Genomic DNA, 25498 nt, shown 5'->3' with positions numbered 1-25498 from the left:
AGTCACGCAGGCTGGTGCGAGACTACGAGGTGAAAACAAGCCATTCGGAATCGATGATCTACCTGTCCATGAGCAAGAGAATGCTCGCCAGAATCGGCTGATAGATAATTTTAAGACAGCCTCTGAGCTCAGAAAGAGGGATGAATAGAGTCAATCGCGATCCTTGACTGCTGTTTTGAGTTTGCGAGAATCTCTGAAGTGAAGTGGTCTTTCCTGCTCCAGCTTCACCAAATACAGCAAAGTTTTTTCGGGTTTCAAATAATGTAGAGAGTGGAACACGAAGTATAGGACGATGAAGTCTCTCGGACGTAGGGAGATCTGGTATCAAAGCTTCCGTTAAGCCATTTATTGATGAGACTTTATCAAGTAATTGAAATGTCTGTTTTGCGGTATCCAAAAACAGACAAAGTTCTTTGTCAGAAAAGCAGTTCTGATTGATTTTATCAACAGATTTCTCGAGCCATGATCGTCTGACCAAAAGTGCTTGGATCAGAGATCGGCGATCAAATGGAACATTAACTGAGAATTCTCGATTTTCATCGAATTGTCGTATAGCCTCCTGATGTAATTGAGCTATTCCATCCAGTCCTTTCCTTGTCTGACCAAAAAGTGATTTCGCGGCTACAATATCTTCAGTAATCCGGAGGCCGACAACCGCATCTTGTTGGCTATTCAAGAAATCGATTTGGAAATTTTCAAAATGACTAATGGACGATTTTAAGCTTTCGTCATCTATATTTTTTAATACATAAATTTCTACATTAGATAATGTTTCCACAACCAAATCCCAGGGCTTCTTTAAGATTGTTAAAGATTTTTGAATCTTGGTTCTTGATTTATTTTTCTTCTTGGCTTCGTTATCATTTTTTTCATCTGGTTCATCAATTAAATCTTTAAGAGTTTTAATTAATTTAGTGAATGAATCAGCATTTGCGAATTGATTCTCATTTTTTTTCGGAATTATTCCAAATAATTGAAGGCATTGAGAGTGGAGTTGTTTTAGGTGATTACGGCGCTTTAGCCGCGCCTGATCAATATTGAAATCAAATGGATTTTCAATTATTAAATCTCTAGAAATGTCTAATCCTAAGTCTTCCAGTTTTTTCCATTCCGATTCATGAATTGCTATCGACAGATTTTTGTTTGGAAGAACCTGAGATAAATCAAAAAAGAAATTTGATTCGTCTCTTCCAGGGCTGAACTCTAAATCGCAATAATATTCAGAAATGTCAGCATTGGATTTGGATTTTATGGCCACCATTAACGGGCGATTTCCGTAATATTTCGAAGTGAGGTATTTTGCGAATGTTGCTGGTTTTACAATTTTCGTGATTAATTTTGGCGCGCTGTTTTCCAGCAAAGTCGCAATACCGTCTCCGTCAAGTATTTGGACATTTCGCTGAGATGCTAATTCGGAAAATCCGTCAGATCTTGACTCTAATAATCTAGTTGAAACTTTAAATGGAGTCGCGTAAACGAGAAGATTTGGTTTTCTATTACTGCCATCATGTAAGGGAATTGGAGTTTCCGATGCTGTCTTCAATTGGTTGACAAGGTCAGCAAACGAATTGGTTTTGCGTGTAGATACCGCAAGTTTTTGGCATTTGACCTGAATTACGGTTAATTCCATTCCTCCGAGTGGATTGCATCGCATTAGAATTAAATCTCGACCACGTTCGTATCCCCCATGATGGAGATCAACTCTCTCGTAACCAAGATGCATAAATAGTGGATAAAGGATCTCTTCCATGAGCTTCAGTTCCTTCATCTTCTGAAGGCCTTCTAAGAGATGGGGGCGAATTTCACTCATCAGCGCATCTGTATCAAATTTAAATTAGATGGCCAGTCCAAATAATTTTTCATGACATAGCCGAATGCAGGCGGCGATGACCGCCAGAGATCCGCCGACTCCACCAATCAACCAGGAGAGTTCGGTTTTATTGTCCGACATATCGATTTCGATCTGGTCGCAGAGACCGAGTTTTGGACGGAACAGGATCGAATCACTCGGGCAGCTCATCCTTATGAGTGTGCTTTTCTTGCCTCCGCGTGGAACGATCAACGGAGAAAACTTCCCGAGCTTCGGTTTGTTTTCAGGGGCTACACCAGCTCCAACGCCTCGCGCTGGATTCCCCGCAGCTCGAAGATCTTCACCAGCGTTTCCTCGATGAGGTTGTTAGGACAGGAGGCTCCGGCGGTGATGCCGACGGTGACGGGGCGCGCGTCGGAGAAGAGGCGGGAGTAGTCGGAGGTTTTTTCCTCCCGGTGGTGGAGGTCGTAGTGGACGATTTCCTCCAGCGACTTGATGCACGAGGCGTCGCGGATGAAGAAGGTCGGTAGTTCGGGCTCGGCGATTTCCACGAGGTGGGCGGTGTTCGAGCTGTTATAGCCGCCGACGACGAGGAGCAGGTCCATCGGATTGCGGAGCATTTCAAACAGCGCGTCCTGGCGTTCCTGGGTGGCTCCGCAAATGGTGTCGAACATCTGGAACGCGCTTTCGTTGCCATCGCGATCGACGACCGCCTTGCGGATGCGGCGCTGGATTTCCTCGGTTTCGCTCTTGAGCATGGTCGTCTGGTTCGCGACACCGACCCGCTGGAGATGGAGATCGGGATCGAAACCGGCGGAGAGACCGTCCTTGAAGCGCTTCATGAAATCTACCTTGTCGCCGCCGTGGCGGATGAAATCGCAAACGTAGTCCACGTCCGCCAAGGTCAGGACGACGAGGTAGTTTCCGTTTCCTTCTTCGCCCAGCGCGCGCGAGGCGGTGGCGCGGGTTTCCTCGTGATTCGACTTGCCGTGGATGATCGAGGTGATGCCGTCCTTGGCGTAGCCGCGAACTCGCCGCCAGACTTTCATCACATCGCCGCAGGTGGTATCGACGACATAACAGCCGCGGGCCTCGACCTTGTTCATGAACGACGTCGGCGCACCGAAGGCGGGAACGATCACCACGTCTTCTTCTGATAGATCATCGTAACTCGCGTCCATTTCCTGCCATGGCAGCGAAACGATTCCCATCTCGCGGAGTTGGAAATTAACCTCGGGATTGTGGATGATTTCACCGATCAGGAAAATGCGGTTGTCGGGAAACACCTTGCGCGATGCATAGGCGAGATCGATGGCGCGCTCGACACCGTAGCAAAATCCGAATTGTTCCGCGAGCAGGACGGTGGTGTTGCCGACGGTCATTTTTCCGCCGCGATCGCGGAGTTTCTCCACGATCAACGAATGGAAATGGATGGCCACCTCGGCGGCGACCCGTTCCATGACATCCGGGCGGCGCACGTTGACCCGGGACTTTTTCGCTTTGCTGGCGGCTTCGCTCATCGACACACCGTATAGCCCCGGATTTCCCCGCGACCAACTCATTTTAGCGGGTGGTCAAGGCGAGGGATTTCAGAATAGAACCACGGATGGACACAGATGAACACGGATAAGAGGGAGATTATTTTGTGTGGATGCATGAATTTGAGAAACCAAATTCAATCACCATCTTTTTTCCATCCGTGTTCATCTGTGTCCATCCGTGGTTCGAATCTTCTTACGAGGGATGCGCCTCGTAGCCTTGGAGTTGCTTGAGCAGGAAGGATTGCTCGGATTTGACCTCGGCGAGGTCGAGGGCTTTCTGGAGATGGCGGACGGCTGCTTGGTAATGCCCGAGCTGGGCCTCGAACTCGCCGAGCACGGCGTGGACGAGGTAATAGGAATCCAAGGGTTTTCGATGCTGAATCGCCTCGACCGCTTTAATCCCTGCCGCCGGGCCGTGTACCTTGGCGAGGGCTACGGAGCGGTTGAGGGCGATCACCGGAGAGTCGTTGATTTCCAACCATTGGTCGTAGCGGGCGAGGATACCCGGCCAATCGGTCGACGCATCATCGGCGGCGGTGGCATGGCAGGCGGCGATGATCGCCTGGAGATGATATTCACTGAGCGTGTCGCCATCGGCGGCTCGGGCGAGATGCTTGAGTCCTTGGGCAATCATCGGCCGGTGCCAGGTCGACCGGTCCTGCTCGGTGAGACGGAGTATGTTTCCACCGGAGTCCACCCGGCCGGGAAGCCGGGCGGCGTTGAGCAGCATGAGGGCGAGCAGGGCATGGGTGCGCGGCTGTTCGGTAGTCGGGTGGACCGCCAGCAAGGTGACAAAACGGATAGCCTCGGCACAAAGATCCTCCCTAACAAGATTGTCGCCGCTGGAGGCCTTGTAGCCCTCGTTAAAAAGCAGATAGAGCACCTGCAGCACGCCGTCAAGACGGCTGGCGAGTTCGATGCCGGAAGGGATTTCGAAGGGAATGCCGAGGTCCCGGATCTTCTTGCGGGCGCGAGTCAGGCGTTTGGCAATGGCAGACTCGCTGGTAAGATAGGCATTGGCGATTTCAGCAGGGCTGAATCCGCAAAGAGTCTTGAGAGCGAGGGCGGTCTGATCGTCGGCGGACACAAGCGGATGACAGCAGGCGAAAATCAGACGCAAGCGGTCGTCTTTGATTTCGTCGTCATGGGTGGGAGCCGCGTCGGGATCGCCGGACCACTGATCCAGGGTCGCAATGATTTCGGGTTGCTTGTCATGGAAAAATTTCTCGCGACGGATGACATCGAGCGCGCGGTTTTTCGCGGTCTGCATGAGCCACGCCGCCGGATTGGCCGGGATCCCGTGATACGGCCACGTCTGCAATGCGCGGATCATGGCCTCCTGGACCACGTCCTCTGCGAGTTGCAAACGGGCGGTGCCGAAAATGCCCGTGAGCGCGGAGACAAGTTTCCCCGCCTCGTGCCGGAACAGATGCTCGGTGAGCTTGGGGATCTCAGCGGTGGATGCTGGGATGGTTGGCGAGGACTGAGTCAATGCTGCTAGGGAGCGCGGACACTTTTGTCCGCGAGGTCAATGGGTGGAGAAAGTGTCGAGCTGAGGCGCTTGGCTTTCGCAGTTCATTGGCAAGGTGGACAAGAGTGTCCACCCTCCCTATCAGACGGCGGCGGCTTCCCGTTCGCTGGCGATCTTGTTGGCCGGACACGCTTCCGCGACAGGCCGGACCTCGACGGTGAGGCCGTAGGGGATCATCGGGTTTTCACGTGCGATGGCCATGGCTTCGTCGAAATTTGCCGCCTCCAACAGAAGATAGCCGCCGATGGATTCCTTGGACTCGGCGAAAGGTCCGTCGGCGACCGAGCCGTTTTTATAAGAGATGGTCTTGCCCTCGCCTTCGAGCGGTTGGGCTGCCTTGGATTTACCTTCGCGGGAAAGTCGGTCGAACCACGCGTTGGTGCGGCCCATGATTTCCTGGATTTCCTGGGCGGAGAGCTCGCGGTGCCAGTTGGTGCCGCGGAACAGGAGGAGGTATTGCGATTTTGCGGATGGAGTGCTCATGATTTTTGTTAGTTCGTGGTGGAGGCCAATTTTGCTTCGAGGCGTTGGAGAATCGGGCAGATGTCGGTGATCTGGCGGATTTCAACACCGACTCCCGCCACCACCGGTGGAAAAGTTTTCATGATCGCCACGGCTTCTTCGTAGTCGGCGGCGTTGACCAGCAGGTAGCCGCCGATGGACTCCTTGGATTCGATGAACGGGCCGTCGGAAATGCCGTTGGCCTGGGGAGTGATGGTGCGGCCACCGGCGAGGAGCGGCATGCCACCGGTGATTTTTCCGTCCGCAATCATGCGGTCGATCCACACGGTGTATTTTTCCACGAGCCCCGCGACTTCCTCGGCGGACAGGCCGCCATCCCAATCGGTGTTGCGGAGCAGGGCGAGATAGGAGTTGGAGATTTTCATCGTCAATTATCGGTTGAGAAGTCCGAGGAATTTCCCGCGAGCGACCCAGAGAAGGTAGGCGGCGAGACCGCCGATCACCGCCAGCGTGATGAACGTGCCCGTTGCTGTGACATCTTTAGCGACGAAGGTATGGAACGCGATGATGTTCAGGATGACCGGACCTAGGAACAGCAGCCCGAAGTTCCGGGTCTTCGGGACCGCCACAAGCAGACCGCCGACGAGTTCGCAGACCTTCACAAAATGCATGTAGCCGGTGGCTACCACGGCTCCCATGAACATGTCCACCGGCGAGCCGGGGAGCGGCGCGGGCTGGTCACCCGTCATGCCGAAAAAGAACATCAGCGAGCCGCTGATGAAGGCGAAGCCCAGCAGACCGCCGGCGATGCATGGTAAATATTTCATGGATAGTTTGGTTAATTGAATCTAGCAAGGTGGGCTTCAAGCCGGTCGAAATTCTGTTCGTTCGCTTTGAGAATGAAGTCGCGGAGTTTTTCCGACTCGGCCTGATCCTGAAAGGTCATGTTCCAAGTGAGACGGGTATTTCCGCCCTCGTCCGCGAAGGTCATCACCATGTGATAGTGGTGCATCGGACGGAGATGGTCGAAGACGATCTTTTCCGGCTCTACGATTTCCAGAAACTCGGACTCGTTTGGATAGTCAGCTCCGTTAGGTCCATGCATGACGAACTTCCATCCGCCGCCCGGCCGGAACTCGAACTTCTCGAAGGTATTGGTAAAACCCTCCGGGCCCCACCATTTCGCGAGTTGTAACGGGTCGCTGAATGCCCCGAAAACCCGCTCGCGAGGAATGTCGATAAGCCGGGTGGTGATGATGGCGGTGTCGGAGGTGTTCATGAAATTCACTCCCTATTACCGGATTCAACGATGCCCTTCAAGTCGGTAAGTCCCTTTTCAAATTCTCCGCCGATCATTTTGTCGCAATCCATGAACAGGCTGATCGCTTTAAAAACAAAGGTGTTTTTTCCGCTCATCGTCCATTTCACCCGTGTGTTGCCGCCTTCGGGCTTGAAGGTGAAGTCCGCGATGTTGGTGCCTTCGAACGGCTTCTTGAAATCCAGTCGGTATTGCACGAGTTCGTCGGGCTTGCTCTCAACCAAGGTCATTTTACCTTCACCGACGTCGTTGTTGCCTGCCCAGCTCATCGCAGCACCGACTCCGGCGGTCGGACCTTCGAAGACACTCTTCGCCGCAGGATCCTTCTTTGCCCAAGGTGACCAAACCTGCCACTTGTGAAGATCGTTCACATGAGGAAACACGAGGGAAGGCGTTGCCGAAATCGTAATGTTTCGCTGGTAACTAAATTCGGCGGGACGTGACGCCACGATGATGACGAAAACGAGAATGACGGCAAACAGGGCGATAAGGATTTTTGCGGCCATGACGCGTTTAGCAGTTCGGATTATTGTGGGTAGCCATGTCGCGAATGATGATTTCACAAAGACGACGGACGAGACGACGCAATCAGGACAACCATGTGCAAATTTTCCCCCATGTCAGGAAAAATTCCTGGCACCGCCTGATCGGCAGCAGGAAAATGAGGAGATGTTGGAAGAACTTCGCGAGGATGGTCATTTGATCGATGACGCAACTGCATCGCCCAGCTTGCGATCACCACCTCGGAACTCACGCTCGCTGGCCGTCGATTTGTCGCCGCCGATTCTCAACGAATGGCTTGGCAAGGCGCTGAACTGGCTTTGCGGCACTCGGATGAAGGAAAAATACGACCTGCCCGTCGCGTGCGACATCGATGATTCCATCGACGCGGTGCTGGTGGATTTGAGAATTCTATTGTATCTGGCGGTCAAAGAGCTTCTCTTTAATGTCGTCAAACATCCGAATGTCGCCGAAGCCACCGTCGAACTCGCGGTTCATGATCCCGCACATCTCCGTATCACCGTTGCAGATGACGGATTCGGATTCGACGTGGCGAAAATCAATGAGGAAAATCACTCGTTTACCGGCTTCGGCCTCATCGGGCTTAACGAAAGGCTGGAAATTCTCGGAGGAAAACTCGAAATTCGCAGCCCCCCCAACGGCGGGGAATCCTGGCCCCGCTGAAAGAACAAGCACCACCGCCCGGGACAATAACAGATAACCAAAAGGAGAGGACAAATCATGAAACGAATCTTTCTGGTGGATGACCACCCGATGCTCCGCGAAGGGCTTTCGCGCCTGATCGAAAACAAGTCCGGATGCCAGATCTGCGGCGAGTCCGAAACTGCGTCCGATGCCTTGGACGCGATCCCAGCGGCAGCTCCGGATATCGTGTTAATGGATATTTCCCTGCCCGACAAAAGCGGTCTCGAACTGATCAAGGACCTGCAGGCCCGTTTTCCCGAACTGCGGATCCTCGTTTTTTCGATGCACGATGAAATGCTTTACGCGGAGCGGGTCATGCGCGCGGGAGCCAAAGGTTATCTCATGAAAGGGGAATCCACGGAGAAGCTCATCGAAGCCATTGACTGTGTGCTGTCCGGGGGACTCTACCTGAGCAGGCGTGTCTGCGATCATGTGCTCAACAGCATGTCCAAAAACCGGTCGCCTGGAAAAGCGGGCCCTCAAAGTCTTACCGACCGCGAACTGGAGATTTTCGAATTGATCGGACGCGGCAGAACCAACGCCCAGATCGCGGCGCAGCTCCACATCAGCCCGAAAACCGTCGATGCCCACCGAACTAACATGAGAACGAAGTTGTCCCTCCCCGACAGTGCCTCCCTGATGCGGGAAGCGGTCTTGTGGGTGGAACTCGCTGCGGCGAACTAGCCTGCGGCGACGCGCTTTTCACTAGCGGAAAAACTGGCGGAACGGGAGGGATTCGAACCCTCGGTACGGTTACCCGTACGTTCCCTTAGCAAGGGAGTGCTTTCGACCACTCAGCCACCGTTCCGGGTTGCGGGTCGGGAGGTTTGAAACATAGGGAAACGATGACGTCAACCCTTGGCAGGTCGAAACTTCCAAGAAATTTAAAATTGTCGGATTCAGTCAGCGGCGGGAGGCTGTTCCTTCTCCTCCGGCTTGATAACCACAGACTCCTCGACGGCCACCGGAGCAGGGGATTCCGCCACCGGCTCCGGAGCTTCGGCAGCCACAGGTTCGGCTGGAATCACTTCCACGGCGACAGGCTCCGCCACTTCGGGGACGCTCACTTCGGGAGTTTCCGGTGCGGTCGTAGCAACTTCCGCTGACGCTTCGGCCAGAGGACTTTCGCCTCCTGCCACTTCGCCCTCCTTGATTTCAGCTGCGGGCTTGGGCTTCTTGTTTTTCTTTTTCTTCTTCGCCTTCTTCACCTCAGCGCCTGCTTCCGCAGCGGCGGCTTCACGAGCCTCCTGGACGACCAGCGTGTCGTCGGTGTAGAGCAGGATGTGCCCCTGATGGAGCAACCAGAAAAGATCCGCTGCGTATTCGGCGGGCGGTGCGGTGCTGCCTTCCGGCAACACGGACTTCCAGAGGCCTTCGAGTTTCGCCGGGCTGTTTTCGCGGATCCACGCGACCATTTTGCCGGGGCGTTCTGCTAGAATGGCATTGGCTGGAAGCGGATGCGGACGCGCGGGTCCGGTGTGGAGTTTTCCCTGACGTTTGAAAACGGGAAGATGCTCGGCTTCAACAGCACGGCAAACCGCCGGGATCAAAATCGCGGGATGCTTGCGGGCGTGGCTGCCGGCGATTTTCAGAGAGGTGAGCAATGAAGGTGATAGATTCTTCGCAAGGATCGCGCCGGAAACCTCCGCGATGCGTGTTTCCTCGAATGCCTTGTCGAAACAACGTTCGGCCACGGCACGCTCGGCCGCCGCGCGGTCGTCGATCCAGGCTTCGTCGCCATCGCCCTTGATCCGCCAGCGGGTCTTTTTCTTCATGGTCTCGAGCCATGCGTTCACCGCTTCCTCGCCGCGTTCGGTGCGCACCTTCGCCGCATAGAGTTCGAATGGCATTTTGGCGAAACGCTCGCGGTGCAGGCGGCGGAGGTTGGTCTGATAGGAATGGAAATTGACCGGGCCAAGCCACTCGCCGGAAATGCCGCAGCGGGCGATCGCCTGGAAATTTCCGGTGGGTGGATCCACCTCGATGGTTTCCTCCTCGATCTGGTCGTTCCGCAAATCGGAATTCCACAAGTGCCGGATGGCTTCGTCGCGGGTCAGGAAAAGGGATTCGTCCAGCTTGCCGCGGACCAACGGAGCGTGTGGCAGCGGAGCTTCGAAAATCGCCCGGCAGCGCGCTTTTTCCGCGAGCAGGATTTTCGCCACATCGAACAGGGGATACACGCGTGCGACCTGATGGACTTCCTTGCCGATGAGATGCACCGCTTGAGGATCAGGTGCGATGGTGGCGCGCACACCCTCTTCAGGTGCTGCTTCCTCGAAACGTGGCGGGGCATTGCGGCGGTCATCCTGATTTCCACCACGACCTCCTTGAAACGGCCGGCGTTCTCCGCCATCACGATCCCGAGATCCACCTTGTCGCGGCCCGCGATCATCGCGCCGCGGCGGGCGGTCCTCGCCGCCGGAAAAGGCCTTGGGTTTCTGCTCCTGCTTGTCGCCCGCGGCACGCGCCCACGCGGGCCCGAGTGCGAAGCTGGACAAAAGGCTGCTCAATGGATCGGTTTCAGAATCACTCACGACGCGCAGTCTAAAGAGTGTTTTTCAAAATGACAAACTCCGCTTGCATCAAATTATCGGGGCGTTTTCAGCCATTAGAAGCGACAGAATCCGCCGGGTGGCACCATCATGGCGGGCCAATGCCGCGGTGGCTGTGCGGGTCATCCTTGCCGCTTCGACCGGATCCAGCGCTGTTAGGATCGCGGCGGCGAGTTCAGCCGGGTCAGCGGAAATGCAACCCCCGCTTGCGATCAAGCGGCGCACCAGCGGTTGGAAGTTCTCCATATGCGGTCCGAAGATCAGGGGTCTTTCCGCAAGGATGGCTTCGCAGGGATTCTGGCCGCCGGTTGATAGAAAACTTTTCCCGACGACAACCACGTCGGCATGTGCGGTCCAATCCCGCAGCTCGCCGGTGGAGTCGATGACGAAAACCTGTCCGCAATCACCGGACGCCATGCTTTCATGAAACGAAGAGCGCAAGACCACTGGGAATCCGGCGCCTTCCAAATCCGCCTTCACCTCGGCCCGCCTTTCGGCATGGCGCGGCACGATGACGGCCAGCGCTTCGGGATTCGCCGCGCGGATGGCTCCGGCGATCATGACCTCCTCGCCTTGAAACGTGCTGGCTGCCAGAACGACCGGTCTGCTTTTTCCGAACGCATCGATCATCGTCTGGAATTCCGAACGGTGTTGCGGCCGGGCACCGCTTCCGGGATCGAATTTCAAACTGCCGGTGTCGTGTATCTTCCGGCGATCGATTCCCAAGGTCTGCCAGATTCCCGCGTCCTCGGGCTCCTGAATCGCCACCAAGCCGAGCGTCTGATAGAACGGACGCAGCCATGAGGCGAACTTCGCGAAGCGCCGGGCGGAACGGGGCGACATCCGGGCATTAACGAGATTCACGGGGATCTTCCTCGTCTCACATTCGAACATCAGGTGCGGCCAGACTTCGCCTTCGACGAGAACGATTTGCGAGGGCTCGAAGCGATTCAGATAGCGGCGGACCATCGAGGGAAAATCCAATGGGGCATAGGTGACCCTCAGTTCCGGGAGATTCGCCGCGGTTGCCACGGCATGGCCGGTGGCGGTGCCGGTGGCCAGCACGAACCGGCGCTGCGGCTCCCGCTCTAACCATTCACGCATCAGTTTGAGCGCCAGCAGCGACTCGCCGACGCTGACGGCATGGAAATGCACCTCGCCGCAGGGTTCATACTCCAGCTCCGTCTTGTAAATCGCGACACGTTCACCCAGCGCCGTCCCGAACCCGCCGCGCCGCAACATTTTCACGATCCACCCGGGGAACGCAGCGATGAAAAGCAACGGCAGCAGTAACCGATAGAGCGCGAGGGCGATGAACAAGCGCATGGCGGTCGATGCTAGTTTGCAATGTCGGACGATTGTCCCGAACTGCGTTCATAAATCAAAATGGCGCTGTTCCCGTATTCGCGGCGGGCGATCAGGGTGAAATCATCGGAAACGTGCGACTGTTGGGCTGACGAGATTTCCACAATGAACCAACCGTCAGCAGCCAGGCGGGGAGGGACGGTTCCGCTTTTCAACAGCTCCACGACATGATCCCTGTCGCCGTGGTATTTCCAGTAAGGAGGATCGGCGAAAATCAAATCGTAGGTGCCGGCATCGCGTTTGAGAAACGGAACCGCTTCCGACTTCACGGCATGACCGCCTTCGAGCCGGGCCTTTTTCAGGTTTTCTGCGATCACCGAGGCGGCTTGGCGATGGTCATCGACAAAGGTGCAGGAGTTCGCACCGCGGCTAAGGGCTTCCAGCCCCAAAGCGCCTGAACCGGCATACAAATCGAGCACCCGGGCGTTCCCCACGCGTTCTCCGAGGATGGAGAAAACCGCTTGTCTGACAAAATCCGTTGTCGGCCGCGCTACCGCCGAGGGGACCTTGATGGCGGTGCGTCCGGCTTTTCCCGCAATGATTCTCATGGGGTTGCTAGAGGAAATTCAATCCCTGCGGAAAGCAGGCGGGATTCACTTCTTCGGAACAGCCTTGGCGGCGGGCTTGGCGGCGGGCTTGGCTGCAGGCTTCGCAGCCGGTTTGGTCACGGGCTTCTCGGCCGGTTTGGTTTCAGTCGGCGCAGGCGCGGCTTTTCCTAACGGGAAACGGACGACGAGACTCTTGTCCAACAGGCGGGTGCCTTCGGAGGAAAGTTCCTGCGCCCGATAGACAATCAGGCCGTATTTGTAGCCTGCCAGTTTTCCCAACGCGAAGTTTTCCTTGGTCTTGCCGAGGCCGGTTTCCTCTTCGAATTTCCATTCCTGCCCGGTCCATGCCCCGAGGATGCTGGAGGCGTCCGCCTTGATGTCGTCGATCCGTTTCAAATTGCCATTCGGCGACCGGAATACGTCGTCCTTGGCCACATAGCGGAGTGTTGAGAACGTGCTGGCTTCGCCGGTGGAATTGATCGACCAGGTATCGCCCGATTGGCGCAACAGCAGCATCACTTCCGTGATGCCCTTGAACTCCCGCTTGTTCCAGAGGGCGAGGTATTCATCATACTCAGGTTTGGTCAGTCCCAGCCGCTCGTCATAGGGAAGGGGCTCACCGGGTTTCGCGGTTCCGGAAAATTCCCTGAACCACTTTGTATCCTTTTTCGCGGCGATTTCCACCTTCGCGACATATTTATCGATCTCGGAAGGCGGCAGCACCACGCCGATCTGCCCTTTCACCGGCACGTCCTGTTCAAAATATCCGGCAAAAATTTTGGGAACCTCGGCAGCGGACAAGCTTGCGACAAGGGATATGGCGACGAGAGGAGCGTGGAATTTCATGGATGCGCTCGAAACCTGTCTGCCACGGTTGCAAAACTCAAGCGGCAATCCTTGATAAGGAAGAGCTCGTGAGCGGGTCTGCCAGCCTGAAAAGTGTTTTTGCAATCACACAACACACGTTACCACAGGGGGAGGGAACTCCGGTTAACTTTTCACGACGGACAGACCCGCGTCACGAACTTCAATAGTGTCGGGAATCGTTTCTTTTCGCAAGTACCCAAATCCGGGGTGTCCGTGAGATACGGCGATTACTTGTCGCCGCCGTCGCCTTTGCTGAAACGGGCGAGCAGTTCGGATTGGGAATGAACGCCGAAGTGCTTGAAGACAAATTTCGAGTAGCCGTGGACCGTGTTGACGCTGAGTCCGAGGTGGTCGGCGATTTTCTTACGGCTCCAGCCTTCACACAGGCAGTTGAGGACGGTGCGGTGCCGCGGGTAGAGTCTGGTGATTTCCTGGCTCTGCCTGTCGGGGTAGGATTGGAAATGCAGCCACGGAATCTCGCTCAGGATGATATGGGCGATCTTCGCTTCCCGCTCGTTGAAATGGGGTTGATCGAGTGTCCGGTAAACCCGGATGGCGTTGACGCCTCCGCCTTCCATCGGGCGCAGGGACATGATCAGAGGGCCAATGTTCGCCTTTTTCCACAAGGGACCGGCTTCCGAACGATCCAGCAGCGATTGTGGATCCATTTGATGCCGGGTCCGGGTGAGATGGATGCCCTTTTTCTGAAGCTCCTGCGAGGACGGGCGGGACACCGCCTCCATGGCGGGGTGGTTGATGGCCTCAAGGTAGCAGGCGAATCGGTCTTCGTCGAAACCGCCGTGGATCAAGCCGACGGATGTCGGAGGCTTGTCGGGATGAAATTCGGACATCGACCAGACCCAGGCGCTGGCGTCGATGAGCGTGCAAAGTCCCTCCATCAGCAGAAACCGCTTGTCGTGGATATCGCCCGGCGCGGCGATCACCTCACCCAGAAGCCGGACCATTTTACGGACGTCCTGCTCGTGAAGGGTGGTTGGTGGAAAATCCATGGGGTTCACCATATTTGGCGGCAAACCATTGTGCCACAAGGAAATTGCGCTAGGGGAAACTCTTAGAATCGGAAGTTACTCGGGTTCTCCGGCAGGAAAAATCCCGGCGATGGAGGTTTCCTCTTTCTGGTCGATCCAGCGTTCGAGCGCGGTCTGCATTGGGCCGAGCACTTCGGGGCGGACCGCCGCCAGGTCGTTTTCGCCGTAGCGGTCCTTGGACATCTGGAACAGGGCGAAATGGCGGGTTCCCTGGGCGGTCGGCGTGCACACGATTTTCCAGTCTCGCGTTTTCAGGCAGCGCTGTTTGGCTTCGATGAGCCGGTCGAGATACTGCGGCTTGAGCACAAACTGATAGTTAAAACTTGGGTCGATGAAGGTGAGTTCGTCCATCGGTGGAAGCTTCGGACGCTCGACCCCTTTCACGCTGAACTGGATGAAGGGAAACCCCGTCTCGCCGTAAAAAGGCCGACAGACGGGCGTCTCGGTTTTTTTGATCCACCCGGCGAAACTCTGTCCCTGCCAGACAGGAGATTTCTCCTGCCCGAGGAAATCCGCCAGAGTCGGGACGACATCGATCAGCCGGATGGTCTCCGGAATGACCTGCGGCGGTGTGCCGGGGACGTGGACAATCATCGGCGGATGGTTGGCCTGGAGTCCGCCGTTGAAAGTGAGTCCGTGGCCGAGGGTGACGCCGGGTTCATATTGGTCGTCGCCATGGTCGGCGGTGACGATGACGATGGTGTTATCCTCCAATCCGTTCGCCTTGATCGAGGCGAGGATCCGCGCCACGCAATCGTCGAACTGGCGGGTGCAGCCATCGTAGAGCGCGCGGATTTGTTTCATCTCCTTGGGCGGCAGCGCTTCCCATTTGGATTGAAGGTTGGTGCCACCGATGAACGCGTCGATGTCGAAGGCCACACCGTTGCGATTGGCTCCCTGATAGGCGGGATCGGCGAACATGCTGCGGTAGGGCTCGGGGCTGCGGTAGGGCAGGTGGTTGCAGGAATAGAAGACGTGCCAGAAGAACGGTTTCTGCTCCGCGGCGACCGTGGCGAGGCGCTTTTCCACGCGGGAGGTGACAACTTCCGGGGTGACGAACTGGGCGAAGGACTCGAGCTGCGGAAAAATCCGGTAGCCTAACGGATTGTCAAAATACAGGGGAACGACGAAGTGGGCCATCACCACCGCCTGGCTCATGTAGATCTTGAAATTGTCGAAGGTGGAAACCGACAGGTGTTCCATCCCGAGTCCTACGACCTCGTAGTATCCCGCGCACCAATCGCCGATGGCGGCGGTCTCGTAGCCTCGCTCGCGCAGCAGGGTGGGGAGGGGGACGACACGCTTTTTCATCGCATCGACCGTTTCCCGGTTAGGATACATCTGGCGGATGCCGTGGCTCTGCGGATACATCGACGCCATCAACTGCACGCCGGATTCCATGGTGGACGCAATGGACGTATAACAGTTTTCAAAACGCGTCGATTTCGCGGCCAAGGCATCAATGACCGGCGACACCCCGTCCTTGGCAAGTCCGTCGGATCGTCCGGGCTGATAGCCAGCGCATCCCAGCATGTCGCCGCGAAGCGAATCGGAACCGATGATGATGACATTCATCGGCTTGCCCTCCGTCACGGCCTTGACTTGCGGGCGGTCCTTGAAATGGCTGATCGACGACGTCAGGCCGATAGTTAGAGCGAGTGCGCAAGCCACGATCCAACCTTTCCGGCCCCGGCGCCGGGTCTGCCAGAACAGCGCATAAGCCAGAATCGCGAGCGGCAGCACGGTGAAAATCACCACCAGCGCGGCCGGTTTGATTGCCAACGGAATGATTTCCAAGCACCGATAGTACCACTGCCCGAACTGGCCTTCCGACAGGAAATACGGACGCGTCACCACCAGCCGGAGCGTGAAAAATCCGTGCACGAACGCCGCCATTCCGAGACTCCAGAGGATCAGCGAACGCCTCGAACGATGGTTGAAACGCGTGCTCAGGAAACTGACGAACGGTTGGATGAGAAAAGCCCCGGCGACCGCCAGAACCACATAGGCGATCACCATTTGCAGGTTCTGAACCACCAGGAATCCCATGTATTTGTCCTTGGCCAGCGCGCTGAACTTGTTCTCCATTTGCCCCGACGAATTCGTCAGATTCCACAAGGCCATGGCATATTGATAGGCCATGAAAATCGCGACTCCGGCGAGGACCAGAAAGTATCCTGCGGGACGAAACGGCGGCTGCTTGTCGGTGGGTGGATTCAAAGGCGGCGAAACTTGACCGAACCCGGCCGAAGATCAAGAGCTGGAATCGGGCGGATCGATATAAAGCCAGCGCGGGCTCATCAGCTTCTCGATGACCGCACCACTTCGCGATTGCAGCCCCTCTGGAATGCTGATCCTGAGGATCAACGAACAAGGGCGCCCTTGATTCCGGTTTACCAAATCAAGAATTCCGTTGGCCAGCGGTTCGTTGGCCTTGGCATAGCCGAAAACCGACTCTTCAGCCCCCAATGCGGTGAGCCGGAAGCAGGTCCATTTCGTGGAATCGGCAAACTCGTGGCTGTAGAAATTGTCAGCCTCCACATAGACCCGGAAATCGAGGGATTTCTTCGCCGGACGTTCCCGGGCGAAGGTGTCCCAGTCCATCGGTTGGTAACACACCAGCGTTTCCCAATCGATCAGCGGATCGCCCGAGTCGGGCACGTCGAGCACCAGATTGCGGGTCTTGTGATCGTCCAGCTGTAATACACTCAGCCAGAAATTCGTTTGGTGATCGAGCGTCAGCGGTTCAAGCCGCCGGGTTTCGACGATCTTGTGCGGAAGCACCGGAAACTGCGCGTAATAGAGCTCCATCAACGGTCGCACCCGTTCGGGATGACGGATCAGCGGCAGCATTTCCGCGATGCTGGTGGCTTTGAAAAAACGGCGCGTGCTGGTGTCGATGCGTTTCAGCAAATCTCCCGCCTCTTGTTCTTCGCGGGCGTCTTTTTTCAACACCGTGGCGGTTTCCTCCCGCACTTGCATGGCTTGCGAGCCGGAATCGTTCACCTGCGACAACGACCAGATCACCGCGCCCGATAGCATCGACCCGATAAGCACGAACCATCCCCACGGGATCTGTTTGTGGTGGCCTGAGGCGCCGCCCCAATCCTTTTCAAACAAGTCGGGGTTCGGTGCGTCGGACTCGATCAGCACCTCGATTCCTGGTTGGTGGGTGCGCAATTCAAACTCGTCCCGGCTCGGCATATTCAGCCGCTGGCTCACCTTGGTTTCCTCCCCTTGGAGCTTCAGGCGGACGGGCTTCGGACGGCTTTGGGTTTCGACACTTTCCAGCCGGACCACGGGAGCCTTCAGCACAGGGGATTCCTCCACCGGCTTGAGTTCGATCCGTTTTTCCTCACGTGCCATGTCCTCGAAAAGAAAAGCTGCAAAACTCCATCGACGCAACGCTACTCTCGCTCTAAATCTCGCGAGGAAACCACCATGCCCGACCAGCCCCGCATCCTCATCGTGACCGCCGCCTTCGGCGAGGGGCATAACAGCGCCGCCCGGAATCTCGCGCTGGCCCTGCAAAGCGCCGGGGCCGTGACCCAGGTCAGCGACCCCTGCATGCTCGGTATTCCCCGTATCACCGACGCCGTGAATCGCGGCTATCGCTACGTCACCACCAATTTCCCGAGCCTTTGGGCAAGGATCTACCGCTCCACCGACAATTGCGATTTCTCCCGCCAGCGATCGCCCATCATGCGGAAAGTCGAGGCCGCTTTGGCGAAATTGATTGAGGAGTTCCAGCCCACCGCCGTCGTCAGCACCTATCCGCTCTATCCGTATTTCCTGACACGGATCGCCCGGGAATCCGGAAAAAAGCTGCCCGTTTTCATCGTCGTCACCGATTCCATTGAAATCAACGCCGCCTGGCTCCGCGCCCAATGCGACCGCTGGTTGGTCACGGATCCATGGACCAAGGACGCCATGATGCGCTGGGGGATTCCTGCGGAAAAACTCGTCGATACCGGTTTTCCCGTGAATCCGGATTTCTCCAAACTCACCCCGATTGCCAACTCCGATTCCTGCGATCCCTTCCGCATCCTTTATTTTCCCACCGCGAAACTCCCGTTTGTCCGCCGCCATGGCCGGGCATTGTTGGACGCCTCGCCAAATACCCGCCTCACCATTGTTCTCGGGCGAAATGTCAGGCTGCTCTACTCGCGCGCCCGCGAAATCCAGTTGGCCTATCCGGGTCGCGTCAAGCTGATCGGTTGGACCCGCCGCGTTCCTCAACTTCTGAACAACCACCACCTCGTCGTCGGCAAGGCCGGCGGCGCAACCGTCCACGAAGCCATCGCCGCCCGTTGTCCGATGCTCATCCATCACCTCGTTCCCGGGCAGGAGGAGGGTAATCTCAAGCTGTTGGAAATCATCGGCGGTGGTCACCTCGCCGCCACCCCGGAAGCCTTGTCCCGCAACGTCACCGACCTCCTCGCCGACCACGCCGCCGGTTGGCGCACCATGAAAAACGCCCTCGTCCGCCATGGTCGCAATGCCGGAGCCATCTCCGCCGCGGGATTCATCTTGAATCAGATAGGGGATCGGAGATCGGAGATCGTGGATTGAAATTCTCCTCTTTTCTTTCCATCAACTATCCACCCTCAACCATCAACTTCTTCAATGACCTTCCTCTTCGACATTGGCCGCGTCCTTCTCGACTTTGATTTCGAGTCCTCCATGGCCCGCCTTTTCCCGTCCGGCGTCACTGATCCCGCCGAGCGGATGAAGCTGCTGATCGAACGCAAGGACGAGTTCGAAGCCGGAAAAATCGAAACCGACGACTACATCGCCTGGGCGCTCGAAGCGCTCGATAGCCCGGCCACTTCTGACGAATTCCGCCACGCCTGGCAGCAGATCTTCACGCCTAACGAACCGATGTGGCAATGCGTCCGGCAGCTCGCCGCCGACGGCCACCGCCTCATTCTTTTCTCCAACATCAACGGCATCCACTGGCCTTGGATCACCGAAGAGTTTCCGGAGTTTTCGCTCTTCCACGATGCCGTCGTTTCCTACAAGACCGGCTTCATCAAACCGCAGCCGGAAATCTATCAACATGCCATCGGCGTCCACGATCTCGATCCCGCGGAAACCCTCTACATCGACGATCTTCCGCAAAACATTGCCACCGGCCGCGAACTCGGCTTCCGCACTTGGCAATACGACCTCAACGACCACCCCGCCTTCGAGTCCTGGCTCGCCGCCGAGCTGACCGCATCCAAAGTCTGATATTTCAAACTCTCAACTCTCAACCATCCACTCTCAACTTCTTCAATGTCCGTTCTCACCATCGCCGGTCGCACCTTCGATTCCCGCCTCTTCCTCGGCACTGGCAAGTTTCCGTCCAATGAATCCATGCGCGACGCCCTCACCGCCAGCGGCACGCAGATCGTCACCGTCGCCCTCCGCCGCGCCGACCTTACCGGCAAGGGCGATCCCTACGCCAACATCCTCGACTTCATTGATTCGGAAAAATACCTGTTGCTCCCTAACACCAGCGGCGCCATGAATGCCGAGGAGGCCGTCCGCCTCGCCCGCTTGGCCGCCGCCGCCGGATTGCCGAAGTGGGTGAAACTCGAAATCCATCCGGATCCCACCTACCTGCTTCCCGATCCGATAGAAACGCTCAAGGCCGCCGAAATCCTCGTCAAGGAAGGCTTCACCGTCCTCCCTTACATCAACGCCGACCCTGTCCTCGCCAAGCGCCTCCAGGAAGTGGGCACCGCCACCGTCATGCCGTTAGGCGCACCGATCGGCTCGAACCGCGGCGTCGTCACCCGCGACCAGATCCGCATCATCATCGAGCAGGCCATCGTTCCCGTCATCGTTGATGCCGGACTCGGCGTCCCCAGCCACGCCGCCGAAGCCATGGAACTCGGAGCCGATGCCGTGCTCGTCAACACCGCCATCGCCATCGCCAGCGATCCCGTAAGAATGGCCATCGCTTTCAAGAAAGCCGTCGAAGCCGGCCGCGAAGCCTACGAACTCGGCCTCCCCGAAGTCCTCGACCACGCCAGCGCCACCAGCCCGCTTACCGGATTTCTCGGTTAGTCCTCCATGGACTGCGTGCAGCTCGCTGCCGCTTTTCCCAGCTAGCTTGCTGGCTGCGAAATGACCGGCCCGCAGCAAGCTACGGCCCCAAAGCGGCAGCAAGCTTCCGCAGTCCAGGATCCTATAACTCACTTCGCCGGCCACTTGATGTCCATTTTCTCGTTTCCCCAGTAAGGCTGCTCTGTATCGAACAGATCCTTGCCGTTGATCATCACCCGGCCCTCCTTGTCGATCGGGAAGGATCTCACGCTGTTGTCAACACACAGGATCACGGCCTTTCCGCCGAGTGCCTCAAGATCGAACGTGGTCTTGCCCTGAATCAGTGGATAGAACGCCAGCGGACGCTGTGGATTCCCGGCCGCCTTCGCGCTGGCGTTGTAGGAGAATACCCACTTCGCCGGTTTTGCCGCAGCCTCGGCTTGTCCCGGAGCTTTTCCGCCCGACAGGATATCATTCGCCGCCTCCGCCGCGATGATATTGGCCGCGATCAACTGCCGGAAACAATCATCCGCGGTATCTGCCTTCAGCTCCATGTCCGTTCCGGTGTTTTTCTTTACCAGGGCGACGGTCTCAGCATTCGGATACGCGCCGTATTCCGATTCAAACTCGAAAAGTGCAAGCGCGAGCTGGCGCATATTGTTGACCGCAATCGTCTGCTTCACCTTAATCCTTTGTGCTTCGATCTGCTGCGCCATCGGTTCCTCCTTGGCTTGCGGAGCTTGGCCGAACGAGGACGATGATAGCAGGATCCCCAAGGCGATTCCCTTGAGGCACGACGGACAAAACGGGGTTTTAGTCATAACAGATGGAAGCTCCCTGAAATCCTCATCCCTGCAAAGGCATTTTTCGAAAACGAAACTCGCCCACTGCCGCCATCATCGCTAGTTCCATCGGGATGCACATTCCCACCCTGATCGCCCGCAAGCGCGAAGGCGAACAACTCTCCCCACGCGAAATCGAACAGCTGATCGAGGGCTACACCAAGGGCGAAGTTCCGGACTATCAGATGTCCGCCTTCGCCATGGCCGTTTTCTTCAAAGGCATGACGCCCGTCGAGATCGCCGCGCTCACCCGCGCGATGATGGACAGCGGCGACTGCTTCTCCTACCCGGACGGCCACCCACCGATCGTGGACAAGCACTCGACCGGCGGCATCGGTGACAAGGTCTCGCTGATCCTCGCCCCGCTCGTCGCCTGCACCGGCTGCTGGGTGCCGATGGTGTCGGGGAGGGGACTCGGCATCACCGGCGGCACTTTGGATAAATTGGAATCCATCCCCGGCTTCAACGTCCACATCGGGCTCGATCAGGCCGTCTCCCAGCTCCGCGAAATCGGCGTCGTCATGATGGGCCAGACCGACCGGTTCTGCCCCGCCGACAAGAAGCTCTATTCCCTCCGCGACGTCACCGGCACCGTGCCCTCCATCGCCCTGATCACCGCCTCGATCATGTCCAAGAAACTGGCGGAAACCCTCGACCGCCTCGTGCTCGACGTGAAATTCGGCAGCGGCGCTTTCATGCAAACCCGCGAAGACGCCGAGGCTCTCGCCGCTAGCATGATCGCCGTCGGTCTCGAAATGGGAGTCGAAGTCCACGCCGTCCTCAACCCGATGTCCGAGCCTCTCGGTCGGGCCGTTGGCAACTCGCTGGAAGTCATTGAGTCGATTCAAACACTCGATGGAGGAGGACCCTCCGACCTTCGTGAGCTGGTTCTCGATTTATCGGAAAAAATAGTGTCAGTCACACGCGGTGAATTGATCGAGCTTCTCGACAATGGCACCGCCCGCCGCAAGTTCGACCAGCTCGTCGCCGCCCACGGAGGCAACTCCGCCGATCTTCCGCGCCTCGCTGAAATCCACCAAGCCCCGCTCATCCGCGAGGTCATCGCGACCGCCGGCGGTGTCGTTTCCAAGGTCGATGCCGGACTCGTCGGCCAAGCCGCGCTGCAACTCGGAGCCGGCCGATCCAAGGCCAGCGACGGAGTGGACTTCGCCGTCGGTTTCGATCAACTCGTCAAATGCGGCGAGCCCATCCACGCCGGCCAGCCCGTCTGCCGCATTCACGCCCGCACCGCGGTGGACTTCGACATGGCCGAGGCGATGATCGAAAAAGCCGTGACGATCAAGCCATGAGGAATTTCGCGACGCCGAAAAACATTGAACCGCCCGTCCTTCGGGCTATTTCTCAAAATCTCATGAAAACTAAAATCAGCTTGTTTCTATCCGTCCTGATTGCGGCCATCGGTCTCGCCGGTTGCGCCTCCATGGGCTCCTCCAATACCAAGAGCCTTCTCACTGCTTCCGGCTTCCGTGAAAAAACGCCGGAGACCGCGAAACAGAAGGAACTTTACGCCGCCGCTCCCGCCTACAAGGTCCAGCGCATCACCGCCAACGGCAAGACCTTCTACGCCTACAAGGACGAGAAGAACGGCACCGCCCTCGTCGGCAACGAATCCAACTATCAGCAATTCGAAAAGCTCGCCGTCCAACAGAGAATCGCCCAACAGGAATACCAGGCCGCCGAGATGCGGCGCGATGCCGCCTACGGTTGGTATGGTGCCTACGGAGGCGGGATTTATGGTCCACCGGCTTATGGCCCGCCGGGAGTCCGCTACGGAGCGATCCGCTGAAGAGTGGCGTCATTCCGGAAGCCATTTCCCAAGCGCAGAAAGCCTCCACATAGACGCTCCTTGCGAACGACCGCGTCGTCGCAGGCGCGGCCCCCCATTCCTCCTCGAAACCATCAAACATCTCTCCGCAGCCGCAAAAACTGATATTCTTGAACCTTTGAAAAAAATCGGCTAATCCGGCTGTGAACAATAAGGATCGCCCGGCTAACGGGCATCCCGCAGGTTCACCTTCGAAACCAACCACAGACCCCACCATGAGAAAATACATCGCAGAATTCATCGGAACATTCTTCCTCGTCCTCACCATCGGCTGCACCGTCATCCCGGGCGCGGCGGGCGTCATCCCGCCTGTCGCCATCGGCGCGGCGCTGATGGTCATGATCTTCGCCGGCGGCCACGTCTCCGGAGCCCACTTCAATCCCGCCGTCACGCTGGCCGTCTTCATCCGCGGCCGTTGCGACGCGAAAGACGTGCTTCCCTACTGGATCTCGCAGATCATCGCCGGCGTCGTCGCCGCATTGGTCGCGGTGTTCCTCGTCGGCAAGAGCGGCACGCCGATGACCATCAGCAACGTTCCGCAGGCATTCGTCGCCGAGTTCCTGTTCACCTTCGCGCTCGCCTACGTCGTCGTGAATTCCGCCACCGCCAAGGGCACGGCTAACAATTCATTCTACGGCCTGGCGATCGGCATGACCGTGATGGTCGGCGCGTTTTCCGTTGGAGCCATTTCCGGCGGTGCTTTCAATCCCGCCGTCGCCGTCGGCGCGGCCGTGATGCACCTCGTGAAGTTCTCCGACATCTGGCTGCACATCGTGGCCGATCTCGCAGGTGGCCTCGTCGCCGGACTTACCTTTAAATTCCTGAACCCAACGGACAAATAACTTTCGTCGCCCTCTTCGGAGGAAATCACACAACACACAAAAACCCAGCGGTGATAAAAGCGGGGCCCCGGTGCCGCTCACGTGGCGCCGGGGCTTCTTCGTGAAACGGAGTTCCACCTAAGGCGGCGGCTGGAAACGAGGCGGCGAAAAATTGCCTCCAAGTTCTATTCCCAAGCCCCGGACCGCCTGCTACGTTGCGCACGAAGCGGCTGTTAGTCGCATGATCTGAAGCACTCGCGGCATCTCCTTCAACGCAAACCCACCACCATGGAAACCTTCGATCTCATCGTTCTCGGCGGCGGCCCCGCCGGCACCAGCGCCGCAGGAGCCGGCGGCTACCTCGGCAAAAGCGTGGCCCTCGTGGAAATGGCGAACCGGATCGGCGGCGCGGGCATCAACACCGGCACGCTGCCCAGCAAGACACTGCGTGAAACGGCGCTCGCCCTCAGCGGTTGGCGTTCGCGGCGGCTCTTCGGTGTCGATCTATCCATTCAGCGCGCGGCCACCATCGGCGATTTCATGGGCCATGAGAAAAACGTCACCGCCGCCGAACGCACGCGCACCGAGGCGATCCTCAACCTGCGCGGCGTTTCCCGCTTCAACGGCAAGGCGTCCTTCGTCGATCCACACACCATCCGCGTGACGGCTGCCGATGGTACGGAAACCTTGTTGTCCGGTGAGAACATCCTTATCGCCACGGGTTCCTCGCCGCTGCGCCCGGCCGAGTTCTCTTTCGAGGACGACCGCGTGCATGACTCCGATGAAATCCTCCAGCTCACCGCCATGCCGAAGAAGCTCGTCGTCATCGGCGGCGGCGTGATCGGCAGCGAGTATGCCGGCACCTTCGCCTCGCTCGGCATCGAGACGCATCTCGTCGATGGCCGCGAGACGCTGATGCCGTTTCTCGATCCCGAGATTTCCAAAGCACTCGCCGTGGCGATGGCGGAGAACGGCGTGAAATTCCACTGGAAGGAACGCGTCCTTTCCTGCGATGCCTCCAGTCCGGACGAGGTCGTTCTAACTCTATCCAGCGGCGCGACCCTCTCCTGCGACGGCGTGCTCGTCTGCGCCGGCCGCCAGAGCAACACCGCCTCATTGAATCTGGCGGCAGCAGGCATCACGCCCGGCAACCGCGGCCTTGTCCCGGTGGACCCGCACTATCAGAGCTGCGTCCCGCACATCTACGCCGCGGGCGATGTCGTCGGTCCGCCCGCGCTCGCCGCCACCGGTATCGAACAGGCCCGCGTCGCCGTGGCCCATGCCTTCGGCTCCAAGTTCAAGTCCGACATCGCTTCCGTCCTGCCCACCGGCGTTTACACGATTCCCGAAGCCAGCATGATCGGTGAAACGGAAACAACGCTCAAAGAGAAGGGCGTCGATTACGTCGTCGGCCGCGCCCGCTATGCCCACATCCCGCGCGGCGAAATCATCGGCGACCGCACCGGTTTTCTGAAACTCATTTTCCGCCGCGGCGACATGCGTTTGTTAGGCGTTCACATCATCGGCGAGCAGGCCACCGAGCTTGTCCACATCGGGCTCATGGCCATGCTGACGGATTCTGGCGCGGAGCTTTTCAACCGCGCGTGTTTCAACTACCCGACCCTCGGGGATCTATACAAATACGCGACCTACGACGCGCTCTCCCACTGAGGGGTGCCGATCTCCGGTCGGCATGTGTTTTGGCAT

The 25498-nt window shown here is 57.6% G+C and carries 26 protein-coding genes and 1 tRNA gene; 9 read left to right on the top strand and 18 right to left on the bottom strand.

Going from position 1 to position 25498, the window contains the following annotated elements:
- Positions 1–58: 58 nt before the first annotated feature.
- From ABIQ96_RS17220 to ABIQ96_RS17180, 9 genes are all read right to left on the bottom strand, one after another.
- Positions 59–1810 carry a hypothetical protein gene (locus ABIQ96_RS17220; protein WP_348215861.1) on the bottom strand — a complete coding sequence of 584 codons (1752 nt, stop codon included), beginning with the start codon at positions 1808–1810 and terminating at the stop codon, positions 59–61.
- A gap of 24 nt (positions 1811–1834) precedes the next feature.
- The gene (locus tag ABIQ96_RS17215) at positions 1835–2062 is read right to left on the bottom strand and encodes a hypothetical protein (protein WP_348215860.1); all 228 of its coding nucleotides are present in this window, start codon (positions 2060–2062) and stop codon (positions 1835–1837) included.
- 38 nt (positions 2063–2100) lie between these two features.
- Complete coding sequence (locus tag ABIQ96_RS17210) at positions 2101–3330, bottom strand: 4-hydroxy-3-methylbut-2-enyl diphosphate reductase (protein ID WP_348215862.1); 1230 nt, start codon at positions 3328–3330, stop codon at positions 2101–2103.
- A gap of 214 nt (positions 3331–3544) precedes the next feature.
- Positions 3545–4843 carry a sigma-70 family RNA polymerase sigma factor gene (locus ABIQ96_RS17205; protein WP_348215859.1) on the bottom strand — a complete coding sequence of 433 codons (1299 nt, stop codon included), beginning with the start codon at positions 4841–4843 and terminating at the stop codon, positions 3545–3547.
- A 120-nt stretch (positions 4844–4963) separates the two neighbouring features.
- Complete coding sequence (locus ABIQ96_RS17200) at positions 4964–5365, bottom strand: YciI family protein (RefSeq protein ID WP_348215858.1); 402 nt, start codon at positions 5363–5365, stop codon at positions 4964–4966.
- An 8-nt stretch (positions 5366–5373) separates the two neighbouring features.
- Complete coding sequence (locus tag ABIQ96_RS17195; RefSeq protein WP_348215857.1) at positions 5374–5769, bottom strand: YciI family protein; 396 nt, start codon at positions 5767–5769, stop codon at positions 5374–5376.
- Between the two features lie 6 nt (positions 5770–5775).
- Positions 5776–6171: a hypothetical protein gene (locus tag ABIQ96_RS17190; protein ID WP_348215856.1), complete on the bottom strand. Its 396-nt coding sequence runs from the start codon at positions 6169–6171 to the stop codon at positions 5776–5778.
- 11 nt (positions 6172–6182) lie between these two features.
- Positions 6183–6623, bottom strand: coding sequence for an SRPBCC family protein (locus tag ABIQ96_RS17185; RefSeq protein WP_348215855.1), 441 nt, complete (start codon positions 6621–6623; stop codon positions 6183–6185).
- 5 nt (positions 6624–6628) lie between these two features.
- Entirely contained in the window at positions 6629–7168 is a 540-nt protein-coding gene (locus ABIQ96_RS17180) for an SRPBCC family protein (protein WP_348215854.1), read from the bottom strand.
- 163 nt (positions 7169–7331) lie between these two features.
- Between ABIQ96_RS17180 and ABIQ96_RS17175 the strand changes: the two genes are divergently transcribed.
- A complete protein-coding gene (locus tag ABIQ96_RS17175; protein WP_348215853.1) occupies positions 7332–7847 on the top strand; it encodes an ATP-binding protein in 516 nt (171 codons plus the stop codon).
- A 57-nt stretch (positions 7848–7904) separates the two neighbouring features.
- On the top strand, positions 7905–8552 hold the full coding sequence (locus tag ABIQ96_RS17170) for a response regulator transcription factor (protein ID WP_348215852.1): 648 nt from the start codon (positions 7905–7907) through the stop codon (positions 8550–8552).
- Positions 8553–8586: 34 nt separating this feature from the next.
- Here ABIQ96_RS17170 and ABIQ96_RS17165 read toward each other — a convergent pair.
- The 8 genes from ABIQ96_RS17165 to ABIQ96_RS17130 all read right to left on the bottom strand — a co-directional run bounded on the left by ABIQ96_RS17165 (position 8587) and on the right by ABIQ96_RS17130 (position 17615).
- Positions 8587–8676, bottom strand: a tRNA-Ser gene (locus ABIQ96_RS17165).
- A 91-nt stretch (positions 8677–8767) separates the two neighbouring features.
- Complete coding sequence (locus ABIQ96_RS17160; RefSeq protein ID WP_348215851.1) at positions 8768–10402, bottom strand: hypothetical protein; 1635 nt, start codon at positions 10400–10402, stop codon at positions 8768–8770.
- Between the two features lie 48 nt (positions 10403–10450).
- A complete protein-coding gene (locus ABIQ96_RS17155; RefSeq protein ID WP_348215850.1) occupies positions 10451–11746 on the bottom strand; it encodes a glycosyltransferase N-terminal domain-containing protein in 1296 nt (431 codons plus the stop codon).
- Between the two features lie 11 nt (positions 11747–11757).
- Entirely contained in the window at positions 11758–12333 is a 576-nt protein-coding gene (gene rsmD / locus ABIQ96_RS17150; protein ID WP_348215849.1) for a 16S rRNA (guanine(966)-N(2))-methyltransferase RsmD, read from the bottom strand.
- Between the two features lie 45 nt (positions 12334–12378).
- A complete protein-coding gene (locus ABIQ96_RS17145; RefSeq protein WP_348215848.1) occupies positions 12379–13179 on the bottom strand; it encodes a hypothetical protein in 801 nt (266 codons plus the stop codon).
- A gap of 248 nt (positions 13180–13427) precedes the next feature.
- Positions 13428–14210, bottom strand: a complete 783-nt coding sequence (locus tag ABIQ96_RS17140; RefSeq protein ID WP_348215847.1) for a helix-turn-helix transcriptional regulator — start codon at positions 14208–14210, stop codon at positions 13428–13430.
- A 75-nt stretch (positions 14211–14285) separates the two neighbouring features.
- Complete coding sequence (locus ABIQ96_RS17135; protein WP_348215846.1) at positions 14286–16469, bottom strand: sulfatase; 2184 nt, start codon at positions 16467–16469, stop codon at positions 14286–14288.
- 33 nt (positions 16470–16502) lie between these two features.
- Entirely contained in the window at positions 16503–17615 is a 1113-nt protein-coding gene (locus tag ABIQ96_RS17130) for a hypothetical protein (RefSeq protein WP_348215845.1), read from the bottom strand.
- A 75-nt stretch (positions 17616–17690) separates the two neighbouring features.
- Between ABIQ96_RS17130 and ABIQ96_RS17125 the strand changes: the two genes are divergently transcribed.
- Genes ABIQ96_RS17125 through ABIQ96_RS17115 form a run of 3 tightly spaced genes read left to right on the top strand, consistent with a single transcriptional unit; the run spans position 17691 to position 20303 of the window.
- Positions 17691–18821: a hypothetical protein gene (locus ABIQ96_RS17125; RefSeq protein WP_348215844.1), complete on the top strand. Its 1131-nt coding sequence runs from the start codon at positions 17691–17693 to the stop codon at positions 18819–18821.
- A gap of 54 nt (positions 18822–18875) precedes the next feature.
- The gene (locus ABIQ96_RS17120; protein WP_348215843.1) at positions 18876–19481 is read left to right on the top strand and encodes an HAD family phosphatase; all 606 of its coding nucleotides are present in this window, start codon (positions 18876–18878) and stop codon (positions 19479–19481) included.
- A gap of 45 nt (positions 19482–19526) precedes the next feature.
- Positions 19527–20303 (top strand): thiazole synthase, encoded by a 777-nt coding sequence (locus ABIQ96_RS17115; RefSeq protein WP_348215842.1) that lies wholly within the window; start codon positions 19527–19529, stop codon positions 20301–20303.
- Between the two features lie 128 nt (positions 20304–20431).
- Here the strand turns inward: ABIQ96_RS17115 and ABIQ96_RS17110 are convergent, their stop codons facing one another.
- Positions 20432–21103: a hypothetical protein gene (locus tag ABIQ96_RS17110; protein WP_348215841.1), complete on the bottom strand. Its 672-nt coding sequence runs from the start codon at positions 21101–21103 to the stop codon at positions 20432–20434.
- 95 nt (positions 21104–21198) lie between these two features.
- On the opposite strand from ABIQ96_RS17110, the gene ABIQ96_RS17105 reads away from it, so the two are divergent.
- From ABIQ96_RS17105 to sthA, 4 genes are all read left to right on the top strand, one after another.
- The gene (locus ABIQ96_RS17105; RefSeq protein ID WP_348215840.1) at positions 21199–22434 is read left to right on the top strand and encodes a thymidine phosphorylase; all 1236 of its coding nucleotides are present in this window, start codon (positions 21199–21201) and stop codon (positions 22432–22434) included.
- 62 nt (positions 22435–22496) lie between these two features.
- The gene (locus tag ABIQ96_RS17100; protein WP_348215839.1) at positions 22497–22931 is read left to right on the top strand and encodes a hypothetical protein; all 435 of its coding nucleotides are present in this window, start codon (positions 22497–22499) and stop codon (positions 22929–22931) included.
- A 254-nt stretch (positions 22932–23185) separates the two neighbouring features.
- Entirely contained in the window at positions 23186–23812 is a 627-nt protein-coding gene (locus ABIQ96_RS17095; protein ID WP_348215838.1) for an aquaporin, read from the top strand.
- 267 nt (positions 23813–24079) lie between these two features.
- Entirely contained in the window at positions 24080–25462 is a 1383-nt protein-coding gene (gene sthA / locus ABIQ96_RS17090; protein ID WP_348215837.1) for a Si-specific NAD(P)(+) transhydrogenase, read from the top strand.
- Positions 25463–25498: the final 36 nt, after the last annotated feature.

The sequence above is a fragment of the Luteolibacter sp. genome (assembly GCF_039920825.1).
In the GTDB taxonomy this organism is placed as follows: Bacteria; Verrucomicrobiota; Verrucomicrobiia; order Verrucomicrobiales; family Akkermansiaceae; genus Luteolibacter.
This window is presented reverse-complemented; position numbering and strand designations above follow the sequence as displayed.

Bases quoted from the DNA above. Each gene is read 5' to 3' on its own strand.
- ABIQ96_RS17220 (WP_348215861.1), bottom strand. From the start codon at position 1,810: ATGAGTGAAATTCGCCCCCATCTCTTAGAAGGCCTTCAGAAGATGAAG.
- ABIQ96_RS17210 (WP_348215862.1), bottom strand. From the start codon at position 3,330: ATGAGCGAAGCCGCCAGCAAAGCGAAAAAGTCCCGGGTCAACGTGCGC.
- ABIQ96_RS17200 (WP_348215858.1), bottom strand. From the start codon at position 5,365: ATGAGCACTCCATCCGCAAAATCGCAATACCTCCTCCTGTTCCGCGGC.
- ABIQ96_RS17195 (WP_348215857.1), bottom strand. From the start codon at position 5,769: ATGAAAATCTCCAACTCCTATCTCGCCCTGCTCCGCAACACCGATTGG.
- ABIQ96_RS17190 (WP_348215856.1), bottom strand. From the start codon at position 6,171: ATGAAATATTTACCATGCATCGCCGGCGGTCTGCTGGGCTTCGCCTTC.
- ABIQ96_RS17185 (WP_348215855.1), bottom strand. From the start codon at position 6,623: ATGAACACCTCCGACACCGCCATCATCACCACCCGGCTTATCGACATT.
- ABIQ96_RS17180 (WP_348215854.1), bottom strand. From the start codon at position 7,168: ATGGCCGCAAAAATCCTTATCGCCCTGTTTGCCGTCATTCTCGTTTTC.
- ABIQ96_RS17175 (WP_348215853.1), top strand. From the start codon at position 7,332: ATGTTGGAAGAACTTCGCGAGGATGGTCATTTGATCGATGACGCAACT.
- ABIQ96_RS17170 (WP_348215852.1), top strand. From the start codon at position 7,905: ATGAAACGAATCTTTCTGGTGGATGACCACCCGATGCTCCGCGAAGGG.
- ABIQ96_RS17155 (WP_348215850.1), bottom strand. From the start codon at position 11,746: ATGCGCTTGTTCATCGCCCTCGCGCTCTATCGGTTACTGCTGCCGTTG.
- rsmD (WP_348215849.1), bottom strand. From the start codon at position 12,333: ATGAGAATCATTGCGGGAAAAGCCGGACGCACCGCCATCAAGGTCCCC.
- ABIQ96_RS17145 (WP_348215848.1), bottom strand. From the start codon at position 13,179: ATGAAATTCCACGCTCCTCTCGTCGCCATATCCCTTGTCGCAAGCTTG.
- ABIQ96_RS17140 (WP_348215847.1), bottom strand. From the start codon at position 14,210: ATGGATTTTCCACCAACCACCCTTCACGAGCAGGACGTCCGTAAAATG.
- ABIQ96_RS17130 (WP_348215845.1), bottom strand. From the start codon at position 17,615: ATGGCACGTGAGGAAAAACGGATCGAACTCAAGCCGGTGGAGGAATCC.
- ABIQ96_RS17125 (WP_348215844.1), top strand. From the start codon at position 17,691: ATGCCCGACCAGCCCCGCATCCTCATCGTGACCGCCGCCTTCGGCGAG.
- ABIQ96_RS17120 (WP_348215843.1), top strand. From the start codon at position 18,876: ATGACCTTCCTCTTCGACATTGGCCGCGTCCTTCTCGACTTTGATTTC.
- ABIQ96_RS17115 (WP_348215842.1), top strand. From the start codon at position 19,527: ATGTCCGTTCTCACCATCGCCGGTCGCACCTTCGATTCCCGCCTCTTC.
- ABIQ96_RS17110 (WP_348215841.1), bottom strand. From the start codon at position 21,103: ATGACTAAAACCCCGTTTTGTCCGTCGTGCCTCAAGGGAATCGCCTTG.
- ABIQ96_RS17105 (WP_348215840.1), top strand. From the start codon at position 21,199: ATGCACATTCCCACCCTGATCGCCCGCAAGCGCGAAGGCGAACAACTC.
- ABIQ96_RS17100 (WP_348215839.1), top strand. From the start codon at position 22,497: ATGAAAACTAAAATCAGCTTGTTTCTATCCGTCCTGATTGCGGCCATC.
- ABIQ96_RS17095 (WP_348215838.1), top strand. From the start codon at position 23,186: ATGAGAAAATACATCGCAGAATTCATCGGAACATTCTTCCTCGTCCTC.
- sthA (WP_348215837.1), top strand. From the start codon at position 24,080: ATGGAAACCTTCGATCTCATCGTTCTCGGCGGCGGCCCCGCCGGCACC.